General features: G+C 71.5%; 25 protein-coding genes. 14 read left to right on the top strand and 11 right to left on the bottom strand.

Annotation, left to right across the window (positions count from 1 at the left end; translation table 11 throughout):
• The first annotated feature begins 2,011 nt into the window (after positions 1-2,011).
• Together A6F73_RS36120 and A6F73_RS36125 are read left to right on the top strand one after the other, a co-directional pair.
• Positions 2,012-3,517 carry a hypothetical protein gene (locus A6F73_RS36120; RefSeq protein WP_063352541.1) on the top strand — a complete coding sequence of 502 codons (1,506 nt, stop codon included), beginning with the start codon at positions 2,012-2,014 and terminating at the stop codon, positions 3,515-3,517.
• A 240-nt stretch (positions 3,518-3,757) separates the two neighbouring features.
• Entirely contained in the window at positions 3,758-4,321 is a 564-nt protein-coding gene (locus A6F73_RS36125) for a hypothetical protein (protein ID WP_063352542.1), read from the top strand.
• Between the two features lie 78 nt (positions 4,322-4,399).
• Here the strand turns inward: A6F73_RS36125 and A6F73_RS36130 are convergent, their stop codons facing one another.
• From A6F73_RS36130 to A6F73_RS36140, 3 genes are read right to left on the bottom strand one after another with little or no spacing between them, the layout of a single operon-like run.
• Complete coding sequence (locus A6F73_RS36130) at positions 4,400-4,804, bottom strand: DUF6009 family protein (protein WP_063352543.1); 405 nt, start codon at positions 4,802-4,804, stop codon at positions 4,400-4,402.
• On the bottom strand, positions 4,801-6,405 hold the full coding sequence (locus A6F73_RS36135) for a phage/plasmid primase, P4 family (RefSeq protein ID WP_063352544.1): 1,605 nt from the start codon (positions 6,403-6,405) through the stop codon (positions 4,801-4,803). Before A6F73_RS36135 ends, A6F73_RS36130 begins: the two co-directional genes overlap by 4 nt.
• The gene (locus A6F73_RS36140) at positions 6,402-7,487 is read right to left on the bottom strand and encodes a bifunctional DNA primase/polymerase (protein ID WP_244293829.1); all 1,086 of its coding nucleotides are present in this window, start codon (positions 7,485-7,487) and stop codon (positions 6,402-6,404) included. Before A6F73_RS36140 ends, A6F73_RS36135 begins: the two co-directional genes overlap by 4 nt.
• Positions 7,488-8,454: 967 nt before the next feature.
• On the opposite strand from A6F73_RS36140, the gene A6F73_RS36145 reads away from it, so the two are divergent.
• The 4 genes from A6F73_RS36145 (at position 8,455) to A6F73_RS36160 (ending at position 11,039) form a co-directional block, all read left to right on the top strand.
• Entirely contained in the window at positions 8,455-8,724 is a 270-nt protein-coding gene (locus A6F73_RS36145; RefSeq protein WP_347878569.1) for a toxin-antitoxin system HicB family antitoxin, read from the top strand.
• Entirely contained in the window at positions 8,721-9,092 is a 372-nt protein-coding gene (locus tag A6F73_RS36150) for a hypothetical protein (protein ID WP_063352546.1), read from the top strand. The genes A6F73_RS36145 and A6F73_RS36150 overlap by 4 nt, the downstream gene beginning before the upstream one ends.
• 265 nt (positions 9,093-9,357) lie before the next feature.
• Complete coding sequence (locus A6F73_RS36155) at positions 9,358-10,311, top strand: ankyrin repeat domain-containing protein (RefSeq protein WP_063352547.1); 954 nt, start codon at positions 9,358-9,360, stop codon at positions 10,309-10,311.
• A 173-nt stretch (positions 10,312-10,484) separates the two neighbouring features.
• Positions 10,485-11,039, top strand: a complete 555-nt coding sequence (locus A6F73_RS36160; protein WP_063352813.1) for a hypothetical protein — start codon at positions 10,485-10,487, stop codon at positions 11,037-11,039.
• A gap of 12 nt (positions 11,040-11,051) precedes the next feature.
• Here the strand turns inward: A6F73_RS36160 and A6F73_RS36165 are convergent, their stop codons facing one another.
• Positions 11,052-12,677, bottom strand: coding sequence for a bifunctional 3-(3-hydroxy-phenyl)propionate/3-hydroxycinnamic acid hydroxylase (locus A6F73_RS36165; RefSeq protein WP_079136558.1), 1,626 nt, complete (start codon positions 12,675-12,677; stop codon positions 11,052-11,054).
• A 130-nt stretch (positions 12,678-12,807) separates the two neighbouring features.
• Between A6F73_RS36165 and A6F73_RS36170 the strand changes: the two genes are divergently transcribed.
• Positions 12,808-13,728 (top strand): LysR family transcriptional regulator, encoded by a 921-nt coding sequence (locus tag A6F73_RS36170; protein WP_063352548.1) that lies wholly within the window; start codon positions 12,808-12,810, stop codon positions 13,726-13,728.
• A gap of 74 nt (positions 13,729-13,802) precedes the next feature.
• Here the strand turns inward: A6F73_RS36170 and A6F73_RS41985 are convergent, their stop codons facing one another.
• Together A6F73_RS41985 and A6F73_RS36180 are read right to left on the bottom strand one after the other, a co-directional pair.
• Positions 13,803-14,222: a VOC family protein gene (locus tag A6F73_RS41985; protein WP_063352549.1), complete on the bottom strand. Its 420-nt coding sequence runs from the start codon at positions 14,220-14,222 to the stop codon at positions 13,803-13,805.
• Positions 14,223-14,340: 118 nt separating this feature from the next.
• Positions 14,341-14,877: a helix-turn-helix domain-containing protein gene (locus tag A6F73_RS36180; protein WP_063352550.1), complete on the bottom strand. Its 537-nt coding sequence runs from the start codon at positions 14,875-14,877 to the stop codon at positions 14,341-14,343.
• Between the two features lie 96 nt (positions 14,878-14,973).
• Between A6F73_RS36180 and A6F73_RS36185 the strand changes: the two genes are divergently transcribed.
• The 3 genes from A6F73_RS36185 to A6F73_RS36195 all read left to right on the top strand — a co-directional run bounded on the left by A6F73_RS36185 (position 14,974) and on the right by A6F73_RS36195 (position 17,703).
• Positions 14,974-16,209 carry an alpha/beta hydrolase gene (locus A6F73_RS36185; protein ID WP_244293830.1) on the top strand — a complete coding sequence of 412 codons (1,236 nt, stop codon included), beginning with the start codon at positions 14,974-14,976 and terminating at the stop codon, positions 16,207-16,209.
• Positions 16,210-16,530: 321 nt separating this feature from the next.
• Positions 16,531-16,992, top strand: coding sequence for a nuclear transport factor 2 family protein (locus A6F73_RS36190; RefSeq protein ID WP_063352552.1), 462 nt, complete (start codon positions 16,531-16,533; stop codon positions 16,990-16,992).
• A gap of 282 nt (positions 16,993-17,274) precedes the next feature.
• Positions 17,275-17,703 (top strand): hypothetical protein, encoded by a 429-nt coding sequence (locus A6F73_RS36195; protein WP_063352553.1) that lies wholly within the window; start codon positions 17,275-17,277, stop codon positions 17,701-17,703.
• A gap of 108 nt (positions 17,704-17,811) precedes the next feature.
• On the opposite strand, the gene A6F73_RS36200 is transcribed toward A6F73_RS36195, so the two are convergent.
• On the bottom strand, positions 17,812-18,747 hold the full coding sequence (locus A6F73_RS36200; RefSeq protein ID WP_063352554.1) for a LysR family transcriptional regulator: 936 nt from the start codon (positions 18,745-18,747) through the stop codon (positions 17,812-17,814).
• Between the two features lie 184 nt (positions 18,748-18,931).
• On the opposite strand from A6F73_RS36200, the gene A6F73_RS36205 reads away from it, so the two are divergent.
• Together A6F73_RS36205 and A6F73_RS36210 are read left to right on the top strand one after the other, a co-directional pair.
• On the top strand, positions 18,932-19,531 hold the full coding sequence (locus A6F73_RS36205) for a cysteine hydrolase (protein ID WP_063352555.1): 600 nt from the start codon (positions 18,932-18,934) through the stop codon (positions 19,529-19,531).
• 162 nt (positions 19,532-19,693) lie between these two features.
• Positions 19,694-20,176 (top strand): hypothetical protein, encoded by a 483-nt coding sequence (locus A6F73_RS36210; RefSeq protein ID WP_063352556.1) that lies wholly within the window; start codon positions 19,694-19,696, stop codon positions 20,174-20,176.
• A 49-nt stretch (positions 20,177-20,225) separates the two neighbouring features.
• Here the strand turns inward: A6F73_RS36210 and A6F73_RS36215 are convergent, their stop codons facing one another.
• The 4 genes from A6F73_RS36215 to A6F73_RS42675 form a co-directional block, all read right to left on the bottom strand.
• Entirely contained in the window at positions 20,226-20,951 is a 726-nt protein-coding gene (locus tag A6F73_RS36215; protein ID WP_063352557.1) for a dienelactone hydrolase family protein, read from the bottom strand.
• Positions 20,952-21,182: 231 nt separating this feature from the next.
• Positions 21,183-21,713, bottom strand: a complete 531-nt coding sequence (locus tag A6F73_RS36220; protein ID WP_063352558.1) for a hypothetical protein — start codon at positions 21,711-21,713, stop codon at positions 21,183-21,185.
• A gap of 183 nt (positions 21,714-21,896) precedes the next feature.
• Complete coding sequence (locus tag A6F73_RS36225; protein WP_063352559.1) at positions 21,897-23,039, bottom strand: AI-2E family transporter; 1,143 nt, start codon at positions 23,037-23,039, stop codon at positions 21,897-21,899.
• A 231-nt stretch (positions 23,040-23,270) separates the two neighbouring features.
• Positions 23,271-23,768 carry a hypothetical protein gene (locus A6F73_RS42675; RefSeq protein WP_208869257.1) on the bottom strand — a complete coding sequence of 166 codons (498 nt, stop codon included), beginning with the start codon at positions 23,766-23,768 and terminating at the stop codon, positions 23,271-23,273.
• 183 nt (positions 23,769-23,951) lie between these two features.
• Between A6F73_RS42675 and A6F73_RS36235 the strand changes: the two genes are divergently transcribed.
• The gene (locus A6F73_RS36235; RefSeq protein WP_063352561.1) at positions 23,952-24,374 is read left to right on the top strand and encodes an STAS domain-containing protein; all 423 of its coding nucleotides are present in this window, start codon (positions 23,952-23,954) and stop codon (positions 24,372-24,374) included.
• A 12-nt stretch (positions 24,375-24,386) separates the two neighbouring features.
• On the top strand, positions 24,387-24,914 hold the full coding sequence (locus A6F73_RS36240; protein ID WP_079136561.1) for an ATP-binding protein: 528 nt from the start codon (positions 24,387-24,389) through the stop codon (positions 24,912-24,914).
• Positions 24,915-25,280 lie beyond the last annotated feature (366 nt).

The following is a 25,280-nucleotide window of genomic DNA, read 5'->3' on the forward strand; positions in this document are numbered from 1 at the left end:
GAAATTTTCCGCAGAAAATTCGGCGGACCTCAGGTAGGGCGCTGGGGTGGCCCGGGGAATTGCTGGGTTCTCCCTGATGACGCGACGCGCCCTCCGAGGCTCGCTGCGCGACGATTGCCTGCCAGCGCCAAGCGAAGAAGCGCCATCTGGTAGACGACGCCGACGGTCGCTGCAGAATGACGACCGTCCATCCCGAGCCATACCCGTCCAGGTCGAGACAGACGCGCCATCTACTTCAGGCTGGATCAGTCGCCTCAACGACTCCCCTACACGTGGCTGAGTGCCCATCACGACCGCGGGCCGATGGCACGGCTCCACCAGAAAGGACCGACAGGTCTGCCCAGGATCGCCCTCGGGGTCGTTCGCCAGCCGGCCTAGTGCCGCTCTCTTCGGATCGCGGTGGACCAGGAAGCCGGACTACAGAACCGCGTCGCGAAATTTTCCGCAGAAAATTCGGGGCCTCAGAAAAGGACACTGGGACGGTCTGGGGGATTGATCGACTCCCCGAGATGACGTCACACGCCGTCCGGCCCCCACTCCAACGGCGCGTGTCCGCCGTGCTGTGCCAACGGCAGAGAGCGTGCGAATCCACCAGACCGATGACAGCCAGGACACACAGCTGCTCTGCCCATCATCCGCCGGCGGGGGAAGGACGGCAGAAGCTTCTGCCCCACGACTGTCCTGAGCATGGAGAATTTTCTGCGGAAAATCGCCTACTCCGAGCTCACTGCCCGGCGATTGCCCACCGCACTGGCTCTGGTAGGCCGCGACGGCGGGCGCTGCCAGGATGACGACCATCCACCCTGAACCGTGCCTGTCCAGGTCGGAGCACACATCCCGTTTCCTCGCCACCGAACCGGCAGCTTCGACAGATCCCTCACACACAGCTGAGCCCCACCACAACCGCAAGCCGATACCGGGACCCTCCGTCGGAAAGGACCGACACGGTCTGCTCGGGCTCGCCCTCGGGGTCGTTCGCCAGCCAGCCGAGTGCCGCTCCCTTCAGACCGCCATGGACCAGACAGCCGGACTACAGAACCACACCACGAAATTTTCCGCAGAAAATTCGGGGTCTCAAAGAGAACACCGGGACGAACCGGGGGACTGACAGGTTCCCCGAGATGACGTCACACGCCGTCCGGGCCCCACTCCAACGGCGCGTGGCCGCCGTGCTGTGCCAACGGCAGAGAGCGTGCGAATCCATCAGACCGATGGCCGCCAGGACACACAGCTGCTCTGCTGATCATCCGCCGCCGAGGCAAGGAGCGGCAGGAGCTTGTGCCCCTTGGCTGCTGTCCTGGACATGGAGAATTTTCTGCGGAAAATCGCCTGCTCTGAGCTCACTGCCCGGCGATTGCCCGCAGGCCCGCGCCGAGGGCAGGAGCGCCCACCGCACTGGTTCTGGTAGGCGACGACGGCGGGCGCTGCCAGGATGACGACCATCCGTCCTGAACCGCGCCGTCCGGGTCGAGACAGACATCCCGTTTCCTCCTCCGCCAAACCGGCCGCTTCGACAGCCCGGACTGCTGAACCGCATCTCGGAATTTTCCGCAGAAAATTCGGAGCCTCAGAGAGGACACCGGGACGGCCCGGGGGATTGATCGGCTTCCCGTGACTCACTCCGGACGGCCCGCCGGATGCTCATCACCACGAGCCCCCGCCTCGCCCGCGCCGTCGAGAACGACTGCCCCCAGGCTGTGTCGGTCGACCTGATCCACTGCGGCCGAAGCACGACCGAAGGTCCGCCAGCGGGCCGCCGATTCCGCAGCGCCCAGTCCGAAGGCACAGAATTTTCCGCAGAAAATTCAGCGGTGGAAAGCTGAGCCAGCGGGGGAGCGGCAGCCCGATCCAGATGACGGGTCGGCCCCGCTCTCTCACTGCCTCCTGAATTTTCCGCGGAAAATTCAGGAGGCAGCAATGGTCGATCAAAGTCGGCGGCTGCGGTTCGGTGGGCCGTCAGGTTCGGCGAAACCTGTCGACGTGGTGCCGTACTCGCTGCCACGATGTCCCGATGTCCTCCTCTCTTCTCGCGGAACCGTGGCTGCGAGGCGTCGCGGCCAACCGGGCTGCGCCGTCCGAGGTTCTGCTGCGTCTGCTGGCCCCGCAGGGGCGCGTTGCCTGGACGGCCCTCTGCCAGGAACGTGCCCTTCCCCCAGAGGTCGTCGAGGCGGTGCTCGCACACCCCGAGCAGACGGTCCGCCGCGCCTTCGCGCGTAACCGGCACGCCGCTCCCGAACAGCGCGGCCGGCTGGTCGACGACCCCGATGCCTTCGTCCGCGCGAGCCTTGCCGCAGGTCCGCGCCCGCGCCTGAGCAGGGCCGAGCCGTTGCCCGACGACGTCCTGGAAATCCTGCTGACCACCCGCGACGAACACCATCGGGACCAGTTGCTCAGCGCAGACGAGATCCGGCAGGAGCTGGCGTTCTCCGGGCAGATCCGTGCATCGTTCCACCGCAGGATGCTCGACCACCCGAACCCCGTACTTCGGGCCCAGGCCGCCGGCCTGTGGCTGTGGCTGACTCATGGCCAACGCGACGCGCTCCTGGCCGACCCGGATCCCACCGTCGCGGAGGCCGCCCGTGACCACCGCCGGATCCTGGACCCGGCGGCGATGGAAGCGGAGCTGCCGGAACGCGACTGCCACGCCCGGAATCTTCTGCTCATCAGCTACGCCGTCTCCCACGCCGTGGCCGAGCAGTGCCTCGCCGAACGGCGCGACCTGTGGTCGCTTGCCCGCAACCCCCACACGCCCGGCGACATCGTCGCCCGCCTCGCCCACGACCCCGATCCGGACGTGCGCAAGCAGGTGGCCGCCAGAGCCGACCTGGACCCGCCACTCCTGGCGGAACTGGCCCAGGACCCGGACAGCGCCGTACGGGCCCGGGCCCAGCTGCACCCACTGCCGCGGACCTGGCCGCAGCGCGCCGCCATCGACCGGGTCTTCGGCCACGCCGTCGAGAACGTCGGTGCTGTCGGCGAGATGTTCGTCGAGCCGGGGACAAGCTGGTACGAGGCGTGCGCCGCGTCCGCGGATCCTCAGCTGCGCCGAGTCGCCGCGACCTGCCCCCTGCTGTCGGCGGAGCTGGTGCACCGTCTGGCCGAGGACGCCGACGCGGACGTGCGCCATCTGTTGGCCTTCAACCACCCGCTGGCACCGCCCGCACTCGTTCTCGACGCCTTCATCGCCGCACCGCGCCAGCGGCCCTACCTGCTCACGCTGCCCCGTCTACCCGGCACCGGCCTGGACCACCTGCTCGACCACGACGACCCGGACGTCCGCGCTCTGGCCGCCTCCGACGCCGGCCTGGCCCAGCCGCCCGTCCACCTGCTCGCCGACCCCGAACCCAGCGTCCGTCAAGCCGCGGCAGCCAATCCGCGCCTTCCCCTCGACCTGGTCTCGGCCCTGCTGAACGACCCGGAGCACGCGGAAGGAGCCGCAGCCAATCCGAATCTGGCCGCTGACCGCCTCCACGAGTTGCTCGACCTCTGCGAACTGCCCGGAGCCGCAACCCGGTGAGGCGCCGACGGCCGCAAGGTTTCAGTGGCCGCTCCCGATGCTCATGAGGCGGAGTAGCAGCATTGCGGCAGCGTCCGAACTACGTGCCGTCGCCTTAGGCGAACGCGTGGGCGACGAGCGAACTGGCGTGCCCGTGGCCAAGTCCATAGCCGGGGGCGGCGGCCCGGGGGCGCCCGGCTAGGCTGAAGCGGCACGTCAACGGCCGTGGGAGGCCGGGGACGGTCCTGAACGAGGGGGAGCATGAGCGAGCTCGACGACCTGCGGATGCGCCTGGCGGCACTGGAGACGGAGGTCGACCGGCTTCGGAAGGAGTCCGCCGCGTCGCGCACGGGGGCGGCGATGGCTGGCCGAGGCGGTGCGAAGGCAGCGAGAACCGCGAAGGCACATACGTCGCCGCGCGGCCGCGCCCAGGTGGAGGACGAGACCAGCACGGGGGAGAGGCCGGGGGAGAGGGAGGCCGAGACTGGTCAGGCGATGACCTGTCTCGCCGAGGCGCTCGGTGTCCTGGGCGCCGGCCGGGTCCGCCAGGTCGAGGTCCCGCAGACCCAAGTCCTCCGGGCCCGAGTCCTCCAGAGCGAAACCCTACGGATCCAAACGCCGCAGGCCGAAACGCTGCGAGCCGAAAAGCCGCGGGCCGAAAAGCCGCGGGCCGAAGGCCGGCAGACCGAGGTTCCTCAGGACCTCACCCCGGCCCTGGAGCCCCAGGACCGCACGCCCCCGCAGCACGGCCGGTTCCTGGACAGCCTCTTGGCGGGGCAGTCGGCCCTCTTCGAGGAGAAGCACCACCCGGACACCGAGCCGTAACCGCCGGAGCCGGACGAGCAACAGCAGCTGCCGTCTGATCAAAACGGCGTGGGTGCGAGTGCACCCACGCCGATACGGTCACGCCTTCGGAAGCGTTATCCCCAGTTCGAGCATCGCCGGCGAGGCCGGGCCGCCCTCGGAGCGCTCGGTCTTGTACCCCTTGACGCCGGGGGCGACGGTGCGCGGGTCGACGGCCTCGGAGGGGGCGCCGGTGGAGTAGAGGCCCTCGGGGTCCTGGTCGCGGTCGTGCGGCAGGAGCCAGAAGACGCGGCGGCGGAAGGTGCCGGAGGCCCGGGAGGATCTGGCGTCGGGGCCGAGGATGGCGTAGCCGACCATGCGGCCGTCGCGGTGGTAGGCGGGGCGGCCGCGGCGGGTGGTGAGGCGGTCCAGGGACTGGCGCACGTAGTCGAGGTCGGTGGTGTCCTCAAGCCAGACGAGATCGGTTTCGTGGGCGAGCTCGGCCGGGTCGATCAGCGCGCTCACGCGTTCTGCTCCTCTGTGTCGTCGGTGATCAGGCCGATGCCCGGGTAGTACTTGCGACTGTTGGACAGGACCATCTCCTTGGGGGAGGTCATACCCAGTGTCTCGCGAACTCGTGCAGCGAACGCACGACCGGATACGGGATTGGCGCCTTCGAATCCGCACCAGCGGGTGTACGCGCCGAAGAGCTGGGACTGTTCGGCGCGCATGCCCTCGCCTGTGATGCAGGCCTCCTTGAGGAAGCGGCCGACGTGGTCCTCGGTCTCGGCGTAGGCGGTGGTGGCGACCTGGACGCGCTGGGGGCCGGCGAGGTCCTTCTCGCCGGCGAAGTAGCGGCGGGCTCCGTCGATGAGCCAGGCGAGGATGCCGGGGCCCTCCTCGGCGACGAGGACGTGGGCCAGGTTGTCGATCTTACGTTCCTCGGGGACGACCCGTTCGAACGGGATCAGGCGCATGCGGCGCCAGAAGGCGAAGCCGCCGGTGCCGACCTCGGGGCGGTGGTTGCCGAGCAGCCAGAGCTTGTGGGTCGGTTCGAAGGAGAAGAAGTCCTGGCGCATCCGGCGGGCCTTGATCTTGTCGCCGCCGGTGAGGAGCTTGACCCTGGCCTCGTCGAAGCGGTCGCCGGGCTTGAGCTCGGAGCAGACGATGATGCGCCGGCCATGGAGTTCGGCGAGGTCGGTGGGGTGCCCGTCGAAGGTCTTGGCCATCAGGAAACCGGGCGGGGCAGCGTCCGCGTAGTCGCCGAGGAGTTGGATCATGACGTCCAGCAGGACGCTCTTGCCGTTCTTGCCCTGGCCGTAGAGGAACGGCATGACCTGGGCTCCGACGTCGCCGCTGATCGAGTAGCCGAGCAGCAGGTGGAGGAAGTCCCGGGTCTGCCGGCCTTCCTTGTCGTCGCCGAAGGTGTCGGTGAGGAAGCGGTCCCAGCGCGGGGTCCGCATCCGGGCGGGGGCCAGGGTGGTGGAGCGGGAGTGGTGGTGGACCTTCGGGTCGGGCGGGACGATGGCGCCGGTGCGCAGGTCGACCACGCCGCCGGGGGTGCACAGGGCGTAGGCGTCGGCGTCCAGCAGGGCGGCGTTGAGGACCATGCCCGGGGCGGACTTGGCCTGGGCGAGCATGGCATTCATGCCCGAGGTGGAGAGGGCCCGGCGGCGGTGCCGACGCAGATCGGTGTTGGTGTAGACGCCGCGGGGGTCGTGGGTGGCGATGCTCTCGGCCATCTCGCCGGCTGCCCACAGGACGGTGTCGTCCTCGTCGAGCTGCCAGCGGTGCGCCGCCCAGCGGTACCAGCCGAGGCCGGGGACGTGGCGGTAGTCGCCTCCGTAGAGGTGGACGAAGAGCTTGGCGTTGCCCCGGTCGGACAGCGAGTCGGGCAGGAGGCCGTGCGCGCTCGCCTCCGGCCCGGCCTGGGCCTGCTTGGTCTCCTGAACAGGCTCGGGGGCCGGCGCGGGTTCGGCGGACGGGGTGTCGAGAAGGCTCTCCTGGACGGGGGTGCCGTGCCAGGGGGGCGGGGAGGCTGGGCCGGGGACCGGCGGGTACTCCAGGATCTGCTGGGCCGTGGCCACGGGATCGAAGACCGTCCTCTTGCGGGTGCTGTCGTTCATCCGCGTGCCTTCCCGACGTGCAGGGGCTGTCGGGCGCCGGCGGCGAGGCCGGAGCGGATGACGGCGGAGCTTTGCCTGTCCTGGCTGGGGCGGGCCGTGCGGGCCGCGTCCAGCAGGAGCCGCTCGGCGGCGGTGTGGGTCAGGTGACCGGCGGAGACCAGGCCTCCCATCGTGTAGGCGGCGCGATTGAGTTTGCCGGTGAAACCGGCCCCCTCGGGGGTGGTGGCACAGTCGGTGACGTCCTGGAGGACGGTGTCGAGGACTCGCTCGGCCCCGCGCTTGCCGCCGCCTGCCGCGACGACGGCCGCGCGGCCACGGTCGGGGACGGACGGCTGGGCGGGGCGCTGGGTGCTGGGCTGGTCCTTGAGGTGGCCGGTGCGGACGAGTTCGTCGCTGAGCCACTGGGGCAGGGGCGCGGGGGTCCTTGCCCCGGGGAGCGCGGTGTAGGTACCGGCGGTGGTCACGGTGCCGGGGGCGACGATGTAGCCGCCGTGGGCGCGCACGTCGACCTGCCAGGCCAGGGCCCGGCCGTTGGAGGAGCCGGTGGAGCAGGCGAACCGGCGGGGGGCATCCTCCTGGTACCAGATGTGCAGGCCACCGGAGGGGGTGCGCACGCGCAGGGTTTCCGTGTCGGTCGCCGGGTCAGGAGCCTGGCGCAGGGCCGCGAGCAGAGCAAGGGTGTGGTAGCCGTTCTCAAGGCCGTCGAGGTTGACGTTCTCGTGGATCGGGATTCCGGGCAGGATCCGGTCCCGGGCGGGGACGGTGCTGGGGTGGCTGTCGACGTCGATGACGACGAGACCCGCCGGGCCACAGGCGACCCCGGTACCGAAGTCCGGGTTGACACGCCACCAGGCGGTGAGGATGTCCTGGTCGAGAGTGGCCGCGTGGAAGCCGTGGCACCAGCGACCGGCCGCAGGGCACGGGCAGTCGGCGGGACTGTGAGCCGGCTCCTGGCAGGGCTGGCAGTTGGCGGGCGGGGTCTTGCGGCCTGGTGCGAGCGGGTGGACGGGCCAACCCTGGACGGCGCACCAGCGCGCGACGGCCAGCGCATCCGGCTGGCGAAACGCTCGGTCGCTCCCCACGGCCTTAGGCGCCGTCACGCTGGTCCCTCTCCCCATGGTTGGTAGCTGCTCGGACTTGAGTCGCTCGTTCAGTCGCTGAGGGCAAATAGCCAGGTCAGGGCACTGGTGGGCGCCGGATCAGCGACTGAAGCGACCGAAGTCCAGAAGATAGCTCACACAGACTATCCGAGCGAGGACGTGGGAACGCGAACTGCCGGAGTCGGCGGCGAAACTCAGCTACCGAAACCCGGGCCAGCGACTGACCCCGTTCAGTCGCTGGTTTCGGTCTTCCGGCATTTTCGCAGGTCAAAGCCGGTTTTAACAGCAAACAGCGACTGAAGCGACTGTAGCCCGGGTCTATAACGCGCACACGCACAGGGGAATGTCTTCATATACCTGACCTTGAGTCGCTTCGGTCGCTGAAGGGGTGGGTGAACCTGCCCTGACCTGGGGTTTTTCCCAGCGACTGAACCTCAGCGACTGAAAGCGACTGAGTCTCTCGGGCACTGTCCCCCGGCGTGTCGCCGGACCAGGTTCTCGTGCAAGTCCCCAACTTGGGTCGCTTGGGTCGCTTCAGTAGCTCCGCCGCAGGGCCTGGAGAGCAGCTTCGCTGCTGTGACCTGGGACTATGTCCGCAGGAGCGATCAGTGCCTGAACACTTCCAGCACTGAGTCGCTGAGTCGCTTCGGTCGCCGCTGCCCTCCGAGGACAGTGTCGTTGCCCTGTTGTCCCGGTACGTACGGCCTTTTGTGGCACCGGATCCGGGTCAGTCGCTGGAGGCCTGAGCCGGCGGAGAGCCCGTAGCTCCAGGACGTGACTGGGCAGGGCAGCTACTGAAGCGACCCAAGCGACCGAGACTCCGACTTGGTCGAGAAAGCATCGGGCCGAGGCTCCGTTGGCGATCGGCCGAGTCGGTCGCTCAGGACGTGCCGGAGCCCGCCGGGGTGGTCCGTGTTGCCCGACACGCCGTTCTCAAGCTTGTAGCGAGGTGTACCCCGAACTACGATTCGCCGTTATGAAGCAGCTGAACGTGCGACTGGACGACGCCGTGCACGAGGCGCTGGAGCAGCGGGCGGAGGCAGCCGGGCTGAGCCTGACGGACTATGCGCGCAAGGTGTTGGCCGAGGAGGCGGACGAGCGGCGCGAACGGTTCCTGACCGCCGCGGCACACTTCGCGCCGACGTGGGCGCCGGCCTTCGAGGCCGAGTTCGGGCCCTACCCGCAGAGCACTCGTGGCGCCGCAGCGGATGCCGCGTGATCCTCCGGATAGACCGGGCGTGGCTGCTTGACATCGCCCACCAGTTCCTGCCCGCCGATCCGGACATCACCGACTACGGCACCCTCGCCGCCGCGGTCGCCCGTCACCTCGACGAGGTCATGGACGTGCCGGTGTACGGCGAGGTGCACCAGCGGGCCGCCGCTCTCATGCACCAGCTGATCCGCGTCCCGGCCCTGGAGTTCGCCAACGAGCACTTCGCCGCCGTCGTGGCCGCCTCCTACCTCAGCGCCTCCGGCGTCATCGTCACCGCGGAGCCCAAGCAGGCCGCCGACCTGGCCGCCCGCATCCGCGCCGGGGACGCGGACGTCCGTGAGACGGCGGCCGCCGTCCGCAGCTGGTACCGCTGACCCTGGTCGACGACCGGTCAGCCGGGATCTGGAAGGCGTCGGTCTCCCGGCACAGTCCTGCGGTCCTGCGGTTCCGGAGCACGACGGTCGGGCAGCCGGGAGAGAGCCCTGCGGCGCTGTCCGGTGACGAGTGGCGGTCACCGAGGGCACAGCCCCAGCAGCTACCGAAGGCACCGGACAGCGACTGTCAGACCGGTATGCCATCGTGTGTGGACGGGTGGCGCTCGCGGAGAGCCGCGCTGACGACGAACGAACGGGGGCCGCGATGACGGGCTGGGACGGTGTGACCTGGAACAGCTGGCGGGACCACGACGACATCCGTGCGCGGCTCGACGCAGGAGCCGACCCGGACACGTGGGGCGGGAGTCGCCGCCCCCTGCACCAGGCCGCGGGTTTCGGCTCGCCCGAGGTGGTGGCCGAACTGACGCGCCGGGTGTCGGACGTGGACGCGCTGGAGAACGGGACGACGGCCCTGTGGGAGGCCGTCATGGAGAACCGGCCGGACAACGCCCGGGCCCTCGTGGCCGCGGGTGCCGACACGTGGCGGCCCCAGCTCGGCGGCTGGTCGCCCGGCCGCATCGCCCTGGCCGGGCCGGTCCCCGATCTGTTCCCCGTGCCCGACGGACAAGCCGGCCTGACAGCGACCGAGCAGGCCACCGTCCGGCGCGGGCGGCAACTCGTCCAGGCCCTGGGCCGTTTCTTCTTCGAGGGCACCGGCCTCGCCTGCATCGCCGCCATCGACGCCGCCGAAGCGGTCCGTCGGCTGGACGCCACTCCGTTGGACGAGGAGTTCATGGAGGACTTCCTCGACGACCCGAACGAGTACGACATGGACGAGGGCCTGCTCATCGCCGGTGTCACGACCGTGCCCGGCGGATGCATCGTCACCCAGCCCTGGGGCTACACGCCGTCCACCCCGGGCGCGATGGCCCGACTGACCGCCGGCACGGTCGGCTACGGCCTGTACGCCAACCCCAAGAGCGGCAACCAGGGCAGCATCGTCCGCGACGGCACCGTCGAAGCCTGGGACCTCCACCCCGGCGGCGCCCCCCTCCCGAACCACACCCCTGACGAGGTCCTGACCGGCTACCTCTACCACCACCACGCCGTCGCCCAGGCCTGCGCCTTCGCGGGCCTGCGCCCCACCGACGCCCGCGCCGTCACCGGCCCCGCCGACAACTGGATACGACTGCCCGACGTCGACTACTGGGAGCGGTGAGGGCACTGACCCGTCCGTAGGCCCGGGCTGGGCTGGGCGGGTGGCGTCCGAGGGCCCACCGGTGTGGTGACAAGCCGTGGCGGTGGGCGGTGGCGGGAGGCTGGTGCCCCGTTGGCGGACGAGGAGAGCCTGTGAGTGGGCACAGCCCTGGAGGTGACCGCGGCCCCGTGTCCATGGGCGCGGGCGGGGGACGGCCGGCCGGTGATGCCGGTGTGCTGGGGACGGCGCTCGGCGTGGTGCTGGCGTTCTCGCTCGCGCAGGGGTCATGGCAGTGGTTCTCCACCTATCTCGGAGTGACGCTGCTCGCGGTGGTCCTGTCGTTCGGCCGTGCGCCGCTGCCGGCGCCGGGTCGACGGGCGGCCTACGGCCGGAGCCTGGTGGCGTACTCGCTGGTCGTGGGGCTGTGCGTGGCGCTGGCGCTGGCTCCGGCACTTCAGCGCTGGGACTGGCTGTTCCCCATGCCGGGGACGCGCAGCGGGTGCGTCGAGGCCGGCCGCTACGAGGTCCTGCGGACGCAGGCCGCGCTGGGGGACCTGGCCGGGCGTGCCGGTGACGCGTTGGGGTACGTGCAGCGGGAGCAGAGCCGCCAGGCCGTCGACGTCTGCCTGGCGGCGACGACGACGCGTTGGCTGCCGGTGTACGCGCTGGGGGCGGCCCTGCTGGTGGGCGCGGGCTCGTGGGCGTGGGCGCGGTTCCGGGCGCGGAGCACGGCGGCGGGGTCTGGCTGAGCTGGTTCGCGCTCAGGTGCCGGGGGTGAGGAGGGCCAGTAGCTGGTTCGCCACCGCGTCCGCGTCCGGCCCGGCCGCGTAGACGTAGTTGTCGGGGCGCACGGCGGCAGCGGTGGCGCCGAGGTCGGACAGCCAGCGACGGTGGGTGCCGTCCGGGTCGGCGACGACGGTTCCGGCAGCTCCTAGGGCAGCGGCTCCTGTGGCGGTGGGGCCTGTGGGGGTGGGGCCGAAGCCGACGACCGTGACGCCCAAATCGCTCAGCGGGGCCCGGTTCAGGAGGGGAAGGGCCTGCTCGGCGACCAGCAGCCGGAAGCCACCTCCGCCGACGATGTCGTCGAGCAGGCCCGTCCGCCGGCCGTCGCTCACCCGGCCCTGGACCGACAGTCGGCCTCCGCCGGAGGCGAACAGGCCGGGACCGAGGTCGGGCAGCCGGATCCGGTCCGGCTCCCGGAGCGCGCGTCGGTGGGCCATCAGCGTGCGGTCGCGTTCGCGGGCGAGCACCGGGTCCCGCAGGGTGTGCTGGCGGCCGAGTTCCATGCTCGTGGCCGTCACGCCGCGCACGTGCGGCTCCCGCTCGCTCTGGTAGGTGTCGAGCACCTCGGCGCCCCGGACTCCGCGCAGCACGAGATCCAGCTTGAAGGCGATGTTGAGTGCGTCCCGTATCCCCGAGCAGAGTCCTTGCCCCAGGAAGGGCGGCATCTGGTGTGCGGCGTCCCCTGCGAGCAGGACCCGGCCGTCCCGCCAGCGCCTCGCGACCAGCGACTGGAAGGTGTAGGTGGCGGTACGGGCGATGTCGGCGTCGTCGCGGGACAGGTAGCGGCCCACGCGGGACCACACGCCGTCCGCCGCACGTTCCCGCTCGAGGTCGTCGCCATCGTCGAGCAGGAAGCAGAAGCGTTGGCGTTCGGCACCGGTGGTGATGACGGTGGTCGGTCCCTCGGGATCGCCGATCTGCAGCATCGACGGCAGCCCCAGCTCGGCCGCAGGGCGCCGCAGGGCGAAGTCGCAGACCAGCCAGGGTTCGGAGAAGCCGAGGTCGTCCTGCTCGACGCCGAGGGCGTTCCGCACGAAGCTGTTCCCGCCGTCGCAGCCGATCACGTAGCGCGCCGCGAAGGTCGCACCGTCCGACGTGTTCAGGGTGACCTGGTCACGGCCTTGGGACAGGCCGGTGACCGTGGTGCCGAAACGGAGGTCGACGTTCGGCATCGAGGTGCACAACGAGTGCAGCGCCGTCTCCAGGTCGGGCTGGTGGAACTTGTAGAGGTCGGCCCAACCGCTGGCGCCGACGGTGCGGAACACCTGTCGGATGAGGAGGTCACCCGCCCCGTTGCGCCACTCGTACGCGTCCTGTGTGCGCAGGGTGGGCGCCAGTTCGTCGACGAGTCCCAGTCCTTGCAGTGCGCGCATGATCTCGCCGTCGAAGCTGGCGGCCCGCGGGAGCCCGTACAGGCCGGGGTAGCGTTCGAGTGCCACGACCGAGTGCCCGGCCTTGCCCAGCAGGGCCGCGAGCGTCATGCCGACCGGCCCGCAGCCGACTACGGCGATTTCGGCGATTTCGGCGATTTCGGCGGATTCGGTGGCTTCGGCGGATTCACTAGGGGACGGCGTCCGGTTCTCAGGGTGCCTGGTGTTCGGCATGTCCGCAGCTCCTCGTGGATGGGACGGAGGGTGTGGTGGCCACGACGTCAGTTTCGAACGCCCCTGACACGATGTCTAATGCATGCTTTGCACAGGGAGTTTGCGTCAGACGCAAACGAAGGGGGCGTCCGTGGCTGACCAGTTGGACCTCAACCTCTTACGCGTGTTCGACGCGTTGATGGACACCGGCAGCGTGTCCGCGGCCGCGACACGCCTTCACCTGTCCATTCCGGCCACCAGCAGGGCCCTGGGTCGGCTGCGACGGGCGATGAACGACCAGATCCTGGTGCGCGCCGGCCGGGGCCTCGTACCTACCCCGTTCGCCCAGCGGTCGGCCGCCAGGGTCAAGGCGCTGCTGGAGGCCGCGGCCGAACTCCGGGTGGATGCTGCGGGAAGCGACCCGCGATCGTGGCGGCGCACCTTCGCCATCCGGGTCAACGACGGACTCAGCCCCGTGCTCGCACCCCGCCTCACGCACCGGATCGCCGCCGAGGCACCCGAGGTCCGCCTGCGGTTCGTCGCCCAGGACTCCAAGGAACCCGACCGGCTACGCGACGGCTCGCTCGACCTCGACATCGGCGTCGCCGACCCGCCCCCTCCGGACGTGCGCGCGCGAACGCTGTTCTCCGACCACTTCGTCGCCGTGGTGGCGGCACACTCCGCCCTGGGCCAGGCAGCACGGCTGACGGTGGACGACCTGTGTGCCCACCCGCACATCTCCGCGTCCCGTCGAGGCCTCGCGCACGGGCCGCTGGACGAGGCACTTCACCGCCTGGGCCGCTCCCGGCACGTCGTCGCCGTGGTCCCCTCCTTCGCGGTGGCAGCGCTGATGGCGCTGGAGGGGGACGTCATCTGCCTCGGCCCCCGGGTGGTGGCGGAGCACCTCGTCGAACGACAGGTGCCCCTCCGGTGGTACAAGGTGCCGCTGGAGATGCCGGCGGCCGACATCGAACTGCGCTGGCACCGCCGACTCGACGACGATCCCGCGTCCCGGTGGCTCCGCCGCCACGTGCTGGAAGCCGTCCGACCGCTCGCCGCCACGCTGCACTGAACCGGACGTGAGAACCGCGTCACTGCTCGGAGACCACCACGTCGTCCCGGCCGTCAACGAACGGCTGTGACCAGCTACTGCGGGGCAGCCGGCCGTTGCGCGGGGGAGTCGCAGGAAGACATCGCCGCGCGGTCGGACGCACTGCGGAGAACACAGAATTCATTGCCCTCAGGGTCCGCGAGGACGGCCCAGCCGGCACCATCGGGTTCCCGGCGGTCGTCGACGAGAGTGGCCCCGAGGTTCAGCAGCCGCTCGACCTCCTCCTCGCGCGTGGTCTCCGGACGCAGGCACAGGTGGACCCTGTTCTTGATCGTCTTCGGTTCCGGCACCTGGTGGAAGTACAACAGCTGGCCCGCCGGCAGCATCACCGCAGTCTCCGGATCACCCGGGCCGTCCTCCGGGTGCAGCGGATGACCGAGCACCTCACTCCAGAACCGAGCCAGCCCGTAGGCATCCGCACAGTCGATCGCCACGTTCTGCAACACCGAGACCATGCACGCGAGCCTGCCCGAAGCACCGCTCGGTCCGCTACCGAATTGCGGTCGGACAGCACGGGCTGGACAGCCCCGGCACTTTCGCCACGGGCGTCGGCTCGGCCTACCCCGGCTCGGTTCACCCCGGCGGGGCCTCCACCGGGAAGTGGATCGGGCTCAGCAGGTGCTGCGCCCGCTCGGGGCTCGGCCGGTTGGCCATTCTGGGCACGATGGCCGCGCGCAGCTCGCCGATCAGCTCGGTCAGTTCCTCCGGGCTGAGCCAGAGTGCGTGCTGCCGGTAGCCCACCTGGTCGGCCATCGGGTCGGCTTCCTCGCGGTCGAGGTAGGCGTTGAACTCGGCCAGCAGGGCGGTCGTCGCGGTGGCGAAGGCCTGCCGGTGGTCTTCGGGGGTGAGCGAGCGGACCATCTCGGTGCCGACCACGGCTCGGTCCTGGCGGAGCCGGTAGTGCCGCTCCACCGCGCCTCGCACCCGCCGTTCCTCGGCAACCTCCAGGATCCCGCCGGCGACGAGCAGGTCGATGTGCCGGTAGACGGTGGCCTTGGAGGCTTCGGGGATGCGTGCGCGGAGTTGAGCGGTGGTCAGGAGCCGTCCACCGCCCATCGCATGCACGATCCGCAGCCGGATGGGATGGGCGAGTAGTTCCAGGGAGTCCATGTCCAGATGGTCTCATGGCTGCTACCTTTCTCAATTATGGGACTAAATGGGGTCGGGGCAGGAGCCGGGGCAGACACAGGGGCAGGGGCGCTGGACGTGGCACGGGACTTCGCCGCGCTACTGCGCGCGGAGAGTTTCGCCGAGACCGTGGAACTGTTCGCACCGCCCCTGCACGCTGCCGTATCCGCCGAAGCGCTGCGGCTCGCCTGGGCGGCCGAGGCCGCGGGACGGGGAGGGGTCAGGGCGGTCGGGGAGCCGGTGAGCGAGCCCGGAGAGGCCGACCCGGTGCGCGTCCGAATCCCGGTGACCTGCGCGGACGGCAGCTTCACCGTGGTCACGTCGGTCGGCGCCGACGGCCTGCTGCACGGTCTGCGGCTCGCCCAGGACGACGGCGCCGAGTGGCAGTCGCCGCCGTACGCGGACCAGGCCCGGTTCACCGAAGGGGAAGTCCGGCTCGGCACCGGTCCGCTCGCCGTACCCGGCACGCTGAGCCTGCCCGCCGGCCCCGGACCGTGGCCCGCCGTCGTACTGCTCAGCGGCGGCGGCGCGTTCGACCGGGACGAGAGCAGCGGCCCCAACAAGCCGCTCAAGGACCTCGCCTGGGGGCTCGCCAGCCGGCAGGTGGCCGTGCTGCGCTTCGACAAGGCCACCTTCGCGCACCCGGACCACCTGCCCTCGGACTTCACCATGGCCGACGAGTACCTGCCGCCCGCGCTCGCCGCCGTCCAACTGCTCCGGCGACAGCCCGGGGTGGCCGCGGACCGGATCCACCTGCTCGGCCACAGCATGGGCGGCAAGGTGGCGCCCCGAATCGCCGCCGCCGACCCGTCGATCGCGGGACTGGTGCTGCTCGCCGCGGACGCCCAGCCGATGCACGAGGCGGCCGTCCGGGTGGCCCGCCACCTCGCGGCGCTCGCCCCCGGCCCGGGCATCGACGACGCGGTGGCGGCGCTGGCCCGGCAGGCCGCGCTGGTGGCCGGCCCCGAACTCAAGCCCGACACACCGTCGGAGCTGCTGCCGTTCGGACTCTCCGCCGCCTACTGGCTCGACCTGCGCGCGTACGACCCGGTGGCCACGGCGGCCGCACTCGCCCGCCCGATGCTGATCCTCCAGGGCGGCCGGGACTACCAGGTCACCATCGCCGACGACCTGACGCGCTGGCAGGCCGCCCTGGCAGACCGGCCCGAGGTGGCGATCAGGGTCCACCAGGACGCTAACCACCTCTTCCTCCCCGGCACCGGCCGTGCCACCCCGGCCGAATACGCGCGACCGGGGCACGTGGAGCCGGCGGTGGTGGACGAGATCGCGACCTGGCTGGCGCGGTGTCGGTAGGGGCGGGCCGGCGCGGCCGTGGCCTTCGCATTGACGTTCATCAGGCCACTGGCGGTTGTCGTAGGGCTGCTCGCTGTGGACGGTGTGTCCATGCACCGCGCACTCCAGCACGACGACGGCACTCTCGACCGGGGCGGTCGTCCCATCCGTCGCGTTCCTCCGATCTCGGCGTCGATCTTCACGTAGAGTGCGGTCAAGCGGGTCTCCAAGTCGGGTGTCACAACCGGGTCTTGGGGCCTTCGTCGCATCCGTGCGCCCGAACTCCCGGCCCATCGATCGACAGAGCTCAGTCCCGCGTTGACCGAACGGAGCCCAAGCGCCATGCCGGACACCACCCCCGCCAGCCCTGGCCCTCGTGAGGTCCTGGCCCGCTACCAGCGGGCGATGCTCGACAAGTCAGCGGACGACCTGGCCGATCTTTACACCGTCGACGCCGTCCACGAGTTCCCGTTCCTCTTCCCCGGCATGCCCGCGTGTTACCAGGGTCGCGAAGAGGTCCGCGCGGGCTACCGGGCGGCCTGGGGCGCCAGCCCGGCGCAACCGCAGGAGATCCGCGAAGTCGCCGTGCACGAGAGCACCGACCCCGAGGTGATCACCGTCGAGCAGGTCGTCACCGGGACCGTGACCACAACCGGCCAGACCTTCAGCATTCCCGGCCTCCTGGTGATCCGGGTCCGCAACGGCCGGATCGTGCACGTCCGCGACTACATGGACGGGCTCGGTGTGGCGCATGCCATGGACCGACTGGCCGCCGTGGTCGCCAGCCTCGGCGACCGTCACTGAGAGCCTGACTTCGGACTTGTTCATCCAAGGACGGCTGCCCGGCTGCCCGGCTGCCCGCGCGGGCCGTCGAGGGGGGCCGTCGCGTTCGCAGAAGAGGATGCGCCAATTCCGCTCGTGTGCGCGGGTGTTGGGAACTCCGAGGCATCGCCGACTGTTACAAGGCGGTGACGATCCGCTCACAACCGAAGTGTGGAGCGCGGCGTCCCTACAGATGACAGAGCCCGAATCGCGCCGACCGTGCTCTTCGGGCCGAGCAATCACCTCCCCTTGAAAGGGGCACCCGTGATCGTCCCTAAGCGGAACTCCCTGCGCCTGGCCGCCGTGACCACCGTCGCCGTGCTCTCCCTCGGGCTGGCGGGCACCGCCGCCATGGCGGCCGCCCCGGCCGCCTACCCCACCTCCACCACGCAGCAGGCGACGGCGCAGCAGGCCGCCGCGCAGGCCGGCATCACCGCCAAGCCGTCCGTCACGTCCGTCCAGGCCTGGCAGCTGTTCCGGGTCAACGGCACCACCACCGGCCTCAAGGCGGGCACCAAGGTGACCCTGCAGCAGAAGCAGCACGGCAAGTGGGTCACCCTGCCGGCCTCCGTCCCCACCAACCACAACGGTTCCTACTCGCTCGGCGTGAAGCTCGGCATCAAGGGCCTGAACGAGCTGCGCATCGTCAGCGGAGACGTCGCCTCCCCCGTGTTCACCGTGACCGTGCGCTGACCCACGGCCCACGGCCCACAGCCCCCCGCCGTCGGGCGGTGCGGTGCCCGCTCCCGAGCGGCCACCGCACCGCCCGACGCCGTACGCGGGAACCAACTGCGGTGGCGTTCAGCGCGGAAGGACCCAGTCCGGTGTCCAGGTGTCGGCGGCGTAGTGACCGGTCGTGGTGGCGGCGAGGTGGGTGCGGAGGATGGTCAGGGCCGGGTGGGGGTTGTCGCGGTGCCAGAGGAGTGAGTGGGGGTAGACGGGCGTCGGGCTGGTCACCGGGATGCGGCGCAGGCCGTGGTCGGCGGGCCAGGCGAGGCGGGTGTGCTCGCCCATGAAGGTGGCCAGGGCCGGGGTATCGGCGATGGTGTCGAGGAGCGCGTCGGAGCCGAAGTTGGGGCCGGTCGCCTCGATGGTGAGGCCGAACTCGGCGACGAGGTCGTCGTAGTAGGCGCCCCACTCGGTACCGGGGACGATGCCGGGCATCCAGATCCGGTGCCCGGCGAGCTGGGCGACGGTCACCGACCGGGCACCCGCCAGGGCGTGGGCGGGACCGGTGAGGAGCTGGAGCGGTTCGTCGATCACCCGGACGGACTCGATGTCCTCGGGAAGGGGCCGGCCGGGCGCGACGACGGCGCGGAAGGACGCGTCGATCGCACCGGAGCGGATGGCGGTGACGGCCGTCTCGATCTCGAACAGCATCATCACGTCGAGGTCGATCTCGGGATGCGCGCGGTGGAAGCCGCGCATCAGGCCCGACGCCGCGCCGCGCGAGTTGATCACGTCGACGCGCAGCGGACGCCGGCCCGGGCGCACGGACTCGACCGCGCGCTCGGCGGCGCGCAGCAGCTCGCGCGCGTGGGGCAGGAACGCCTGCCCGTCGATGGTGAGCTCGGCCCCGCGCGCGGTGCGGGTGAACAACCGCACGCCGAGGTTGCGCTCCAGCGCGGCGATGCGCTTGGAGACGGCCTGCTGGGTGACGGCCAGCTCGGCGGCGGCCTCCTGGAACTGCCCCGCGTCGGCGGCGGCGACGAAGGTCCGAACGGTGTCGAGGTCCATGGCGGCACTCTATAGGTACAACTGGTGGTTGTGGGTTGATGGTCCTGGGGTTGTTTGATCCCCGGGGATGAGGCGCGCTTTGATGCTTCTGATCGCCGATCGGTTGTGTGGGGGGAGTGGCTTTCGGTCCGCCGAATCGTGTCCCCGTACCGACCGGGTGCCGCCAAGCAAGGAGAACAATCGCGTGAGTACCGCCCCCGCACTTGACCCCGAGCACACCGCTCTGCTCGTCCTGGACTGCCAGCCCGCGATCCTGGCCGCTCTGCCCGAGGGCGGAGGCCGGGAAGCCCTGCTCGACCGCGTGGAAGCGGCCATCGCCGACGTCCGCACCAGCGGCGGCACCATCGCCTACGTACGCGTCGGCTTCACCGAGGCCGACTGGGACGCGACCCCGGCCACCAACAAGTCCTTCGCCCCGCTGGCCCGACACCGCGTCATGCACCACGAGGACCCTGCCACGGCCGTCCACGAGCGCCTGGCCCCCCGGGACGGCGACCTCGTCGTGCGCAAGACCCGCTTCGGCGGCATGTCCACCACCGACCTCGACCAGCAGCTGCGCGAGCGCGGCATCACCACCCTGGTCGTCTCCGGCGTCAGTACCAGCGGTGTCGTCCTGTCCACCGTCCTTGACGCGGCCGACCGCGACTACCGGCTCTACGTCCTGTCCGACGGCGTCGCCGACCCGGACACCGAAGTCCACGACGCCCTGCTGCAGAAGGTCCTCCCCTCGCGGGCCCACATCATCGACACCGCCGAGCTGCGCACCCTGCTCCGGACCGGCTGACCCGAACCGTCGAACCGCCGACGCCCGGCAACAGCGGTGCCCCGTCGAGGTGGCCGCCGTGGGCGGGACAGGTCGGCCAGGGGATGTCGGTCGGCCCCGGCTGTCAGTACGCCGGGGCCGATCAGTACAGTCGGCGTCCTTCGTGAGACCTGGGAGGGGTGCATGGACATCGGCACGATACGTGCGGCGATCGGGCCGGAGAGCCCGGACGAGGTGACCGGATCGGGCATCTATGTCTGGGTGGACGCGGGGGCAGTCGGTCATCCGGTGCTGTACATCGGCAGGTCGGGCAACGTGGCCAGGCGAACGAGAAACGAGAGGACGTGGACCGAGCAGTTCCGGGACGCGCGTCGCCGTGGAAACACCCTGTGGTACTCGGCCGGCTGCGGGCTCTCCCCGGTCCTGGCGGCCGCCGCGGATCCGCAGGTGTTCATGTGGGCCCTCGGGAAGGAGGACGCGGGCGCTACCGAGACGGCGCTGATCCGCTTGGCCGCGATGACCGGCGGCACGCCGCCCGCCCAGGGAGCCGGTTGGGGCTGGGGCCGTGGAGACCAGGCGGGGAGTCCGGACCCGGTTCACCAGCTGTTGAGCCGCTGGTTCGAGGGCGATCACCTGGTGCGTCAGATCGCAGAAGCCGACGTCTGACTCGCCCGGCTCGCCTGACTCGCCGGGCAGGTCGGGTCCGCCGATCGGGTCACTCCGGTACGGGCAGGCACTCGGCGAGCAGGGCGACGATGTCGTGCCAGGCGCGCTGAGCGTGCCGGGGGTGGTGGCCGACGCCGGGGAGCACGGCGTGGCCGACCGTCGGGTGGTGGAAGGCGTGCAGCGCGCCGCCGTAGACCACGAGGCGCCAGTCGACGCCCGCGGCCTGCATCTCGGCGGCGAACGCGTCCCGTTGCGCGGGCGGCATGATCGGGTCCTCCGATCCGACCCCGGCCCAGACGGGGCAGCGGATGCGCGCCGCCTCGCCCGGTCGGCCCGTGGTCAGGGCGTTGACCGTGCCGATCGCGCGCAGGTCGACGCCGTCGCGCCCGAGTTCCAGGGCGATCGCGCCGCCGGTGCCGTAGCCGATGGCGGCGATCCGGTCGGGGTCGGTCCGCGGTTCGGCGAGCAGCACGTCGAGCGCCGCGTGGCCGATGCCGCGCATCCGGTCGGGGTCGGCGAGCAGGGGAGTGATGCGCGCCAGCATCTCCTGCGGGTCGGTGAACCAGCGCCCGCCGTTGATGTCGAAGGCCATTGCCACGTAGCCGAGTTCGGCGAGGGCGTCGGCCCGGCGGCGCTGGAAGTCGTTCAGCCCCGGCCCCTCGGGCCCGACCAGGACCGCGGGTCGGCGGCCGGTACCGGCCGGGAGCGCGAGGTGCCCGATCATCGTGAGGCCGTCGGCCGGGTACTCGACCGTGCGCGTGGTAACCGTCGTCATGGGACCGGACTGTAGTGAGCGTCGAGCCCGGTCGGGCCGGTTTTTCGCCGGCGGCAGAACGGCGCGGGTGTACCTCGGACGATGCGGCGATGGCAGTGGTGGGACCGGCTCGGGGCCGGTCCCACCACTGACGGCAGTCGGCGGGAGGCGGATCGGCGGCTTCGTTCTCACACGATGTCGTCCGCCGCCCGCGTTCCCACCGTCCGCTCCGTCATCCGGTCCAGACTGATGTCAGTATCCGGCCGGGGCGTCCTCGATGTCCGAGATGAGCTTGGTGCTCAGGTCGCTCTGCACGGCCAGCTTGGTGTGCGTGGCGTTGGGGCCGGTGCCCCAGGTGAGCGTGACGGTGGTGAACAGGTGGCCGGCTCCGGAGTCGTGGTACCGAACCTCCCAGTGGGTGGGCACGTCCTGGGCGCGGAGGACGCCGTCGGCGTGGTTGGCCTGCTCCCAGGCGGCCAGCCGCTGCTGAAAGTCCGCCGTGAGGTAGTGGGCGCGCAGGCCGTCCGACAGGTTGTCGGTGCCGTCGGAGACGGCGTCGATGTAGGCGCCGTAGAAGTCGGCGACCCGGTCGACCGCGGAGTCCGGGCTCCCGTCGCGGACCGGATCCCCCGGCGCCACCCGCTGCCCGCCCGCCTGCTCGGTACTGGTGGTGGAGGCGGGGTGCTGCGGGCCGGCCGCCGTGGCCTGCGGCGCGGCCGCCGCCAGGATCAGGCCGACCGTGGCGGTCGCCGCCAGCAGTCCGCGTCGAACACTCAGCTTCATCGTCAGTCTCCCTCGTCATGCCAATGGGTCGAGCCCTGGGCGGGTCACCTGGCAATGCGCGGACCGTCCGGGCCGGATCACGTCAATCACCTGCCCAACGACGCCCGGACCGGAAGGGAACGGCCCGCGTGCAATCCCGGCGCGGATTCGACCCTTCGGGCCGTCGTGGTGTGATCAGTCCGATCACCGGGGGCCGCGGCCGGGGGCGGGGCGGTGTGGGGGGCGGCGTTCGGGGGGTTGGCGGGGCGGCTGCCCGTGGTGTGCCGCTGGGGGGCGGGTTCGTGGGCCCGGGCGGGGTGGTGGGTCGTGGTCGCGGAGTTCGCAGATCACCGCCCAGGCGACCGACACCACCGGCACCGCCACCACCGCGCCGAGGACACCGGCCAGTACGGCGCCGCCGATCACCGACAGCGCGATCGCCACCGGGTGGATCCGGACGGACCAGCTCATGACCAGAGGGTGCAGCAGATGGCCCTCGACCTGGCCGATGACCACGATCAGTCCGAGCACCAGCAGCGCGACCAGCGGGCCGCGGGCCGCCAGGGCGACCAGCGCGGCGACGGCCAGCGCGATGGGGGAGCCGATCAGCGGGATGAGCGCCGCGACGAACTCCAGCACGATCAGTGGCAGCACGAGGGGCACCCGCAGGACGGCCAGCGCGACGCCGACCAGCACCGCGTTGGTCGCCGCCACGATCAGCAGGCCCCGGGTGTAGCCGGCGAAGGTGTGCCACGCGGCGTGCCCCGCGCGGGTCCAGGCAGGTCGTGACCGGGCCGGGAGCTGGCGCTGCGCCCAGCACCACATCCGGTCGCCGGAGTGGAGGAAGAACACCGAGCAGAACACCGCGAGCGCCAGCCCGGTGAGCATTTCGACGACCCGGCTCGCCCCGCTGAGCGCGGTGCTGAGCAGCGCCGAGCGGTGGGCGGTGAGGAACTCGCCGAGCTTCGCCCGCAGGTCGGTGACGGTGCCGGCCCGCAGGTGGAAGGGGGCGCCGGTGAGCAGGTGGTCGATCCGCCCGAGGCCGCCGCGCAGTTCGGTGCCCAGCCGGCCCCACTCGCCGGCGACGGTCGTCCCCACCAGGGCGAGAACGCCGGCCACGACCACGATGGCGCACACGAGGGCCAGCAGGACGGCGACCGAGCGGGGCAGCGCCCGTGCCAGCAGGTCGACGAACGGCCGCAGGACCGAGGTGATGACCAGCGCCAGGAACACGGCGATGACCGGCAACTGGAGCCGGCCGAGGACGGCGACGGCCAAGTAGGCGGCCACCCCGAGCAGGAGCAGTCGCCAGGTGTACCCGGCGGCGGTCCGCAGCCCGGCCGGCACGCGGCCTCCGGACCCGTCGGACACGACGGGGCGCGCCCGGGGCAGGACCACCCGGGTCGGGTGGCGCCGCCGGGCCGGTCTCGCGCCATTCACTCGCACGGGCGGCCTCCCTGGCGTCTGCCGGGCTTCGTCCGGCGTCGCGCGGCTACCCGGGCCGACGGGGCGGAAACGGCCGACGGGGCGGAAACGGCCGAGGGTCTGGAAACGGTCGACGGGTCGGAACGCTCGCGTTCACAGCTGTGCCGTGAGCGCGACCAGCAGCGCCACGTAGTCGCCGAGCAGCCCGGAGTGGAGGCGGCGCAGCGGCCGGACGGTCGTCCGGTACGGCCCGCCGGTGCCGCGCCTGGGGTCGCGGCGCACGACGGCGACGGCGACGGCAACGGCGAAGTCGACCGCGATCAGGGCGGAGAGCAGGCCCAGCCCGATCCCGGAGGCCGTCCACCAGGTCTCGGGAGCCGACGCTGCGGGTACGGCCGGCGCCGCGCCGCCGGTGAGCGCCGAGACCAGCCCGAACACGGCGGGTAGCCGACCGAGTTCGCGCCCGGCGACCTCCTCGGCGACGGTCTTGCCGAGCCCGGTGCCGAACGGCGGCAGCCCGGCCAGGGCCAGCGCGCCGAGGCCGAACAGCGCGGCCTTGGCTCCCGTATGGCCAGCCACGTACACCGCCGTGGCGGTCAGGAACAGGCCGACGTGCCCGACGGTGGAGAACGCCGGCACACGTGTAGCCACCGTGGCTGCGGGCACACGCGGGGCATGGATGAGGAGCGGGTGGTGGGCCCGGCGTTGCCCGGGGCGGTGGCCGTGCCCGGGGCGGCGGTCCGTCCGGTCCGGGCCGGACGCGCGACCCGAACCGCCGCGCGGGATGGCGGTCGGGACGACAGGACGCCGCCGCGACCGGACCGGGAGCCCTCCATGCCACGGCCGGCCGAGCAGCTCAGCGGGGGTGAGGGGGAGCAGCAAGTCGGCGGCCTGCGCGTCGTGGTGCGCCGGGAGGGCCGCGTGCGGGTGGTCTCCGTCCACGGCGAACTGGACCACGGCAGCGCGAACGGGCTGTGGGCGGCGCTCTCCCGTCCGGTGGCCGGGGGCGAGGAACGGATCGTCGTCGATCTCACCGGCCTGTGGTTCTGCGACTCCAGCGGGCTGAACCTGCTGCTGCGCGCACGCCTGGACGTCGAGGCGGCCGGTCTGCGGCTGGAACTCGTCGGTCCGAGGCCCGTGGTGGCGAGGCTGTTCGCGATCACGGAGGCCGACACGGTGCTGCGCATCCACCCCGACCTCGACGTCGTTCTGAAGACCGCAGACCCGCCGCAGCGCGGCCGCGACGACGTGGAGTGAGGAGAGCCCGGCATGAAGAGCCCCGGGGAAGGAGCGTTGCCGAAGGACTCCGGCCGGAGGGCGACGGCTTCCGGCCGGGGGCCGGGCGGCTCTGACCGACGGCCGGGCGGCTCCGACCGGACCAGGCGGCTCGTGCTGGCCGGCAGTGAGGGCGCGGTCCAGCGGTCCCGGGACTTCAGCCGGGCGGCGCTGCTCGCCTGGCATTGGCTGCCCGCGCCGGATGCCGGGCGGCTGGCGGCGGCGGAGGACGTCCTGCTGATGGTGTCGGAGCTGGTCACCAATGCGTGCCTGTACGCGCCCGGCGGTCCCCGGGAACTGCGGCTGGGCTGGGACGGCGAGCGGCTGCGGGTGGAGGTCTCGGACGCCAGCCCGGCCGCGCCGCGGCTGCGCCCGTTCGCGGACCCGGGCCGTCCCGGCGGCCACGGCCTGCGGGTGGTGAACCGGCTGGCGCGCGACTGGGGCTGCCTGCCCGAGGGCGAGGGGAAGCTGGTCTGGCTGGAGGTCGCGCCCCCGGTGGACCCCGGCGCCCTCCAGCTCTGACCCTCCGGGAACCGGGGGGTCAGAGCTGACTGGGGTGCGGCTGGGGCGGCGGCTCGGTGTCCGGGCCCGGGGCCGCCGGGGCGGTCGTCATCACCGGCGTGGTCCTCGTCAGCGGCATGATCGTCATACGCGTTTATCTGTAGATAAGGCAATAAACCGCCCAAAACATGAATTGGAAGTCGTGTGTCGGGTAGAGGACGCATGACGCGGCCATGGATCGCAGCCAGTCGCGTCCGCACCCTCGCCGGGTGCCACCGGGGCCGTCGCCCGACGGAAGCCGGGCACAGGTCCTCCGGAAAGCAGCCCGTCGCGTTCGGCGCGAGCCGCTCGCGGTGCCGGGCGTTCGCCCCGATGCCCCAGGAGAGA

It is taken from the genome of Streptomyces sp. MJM8645 (assembly GCF_001625365.1).
Taxonomy (GTDB): domain Bacteria; phylum Actinomycetota; class Actinomycetes; order Streptomycetales; family Streptomycetaceae; genus Kitasatospora.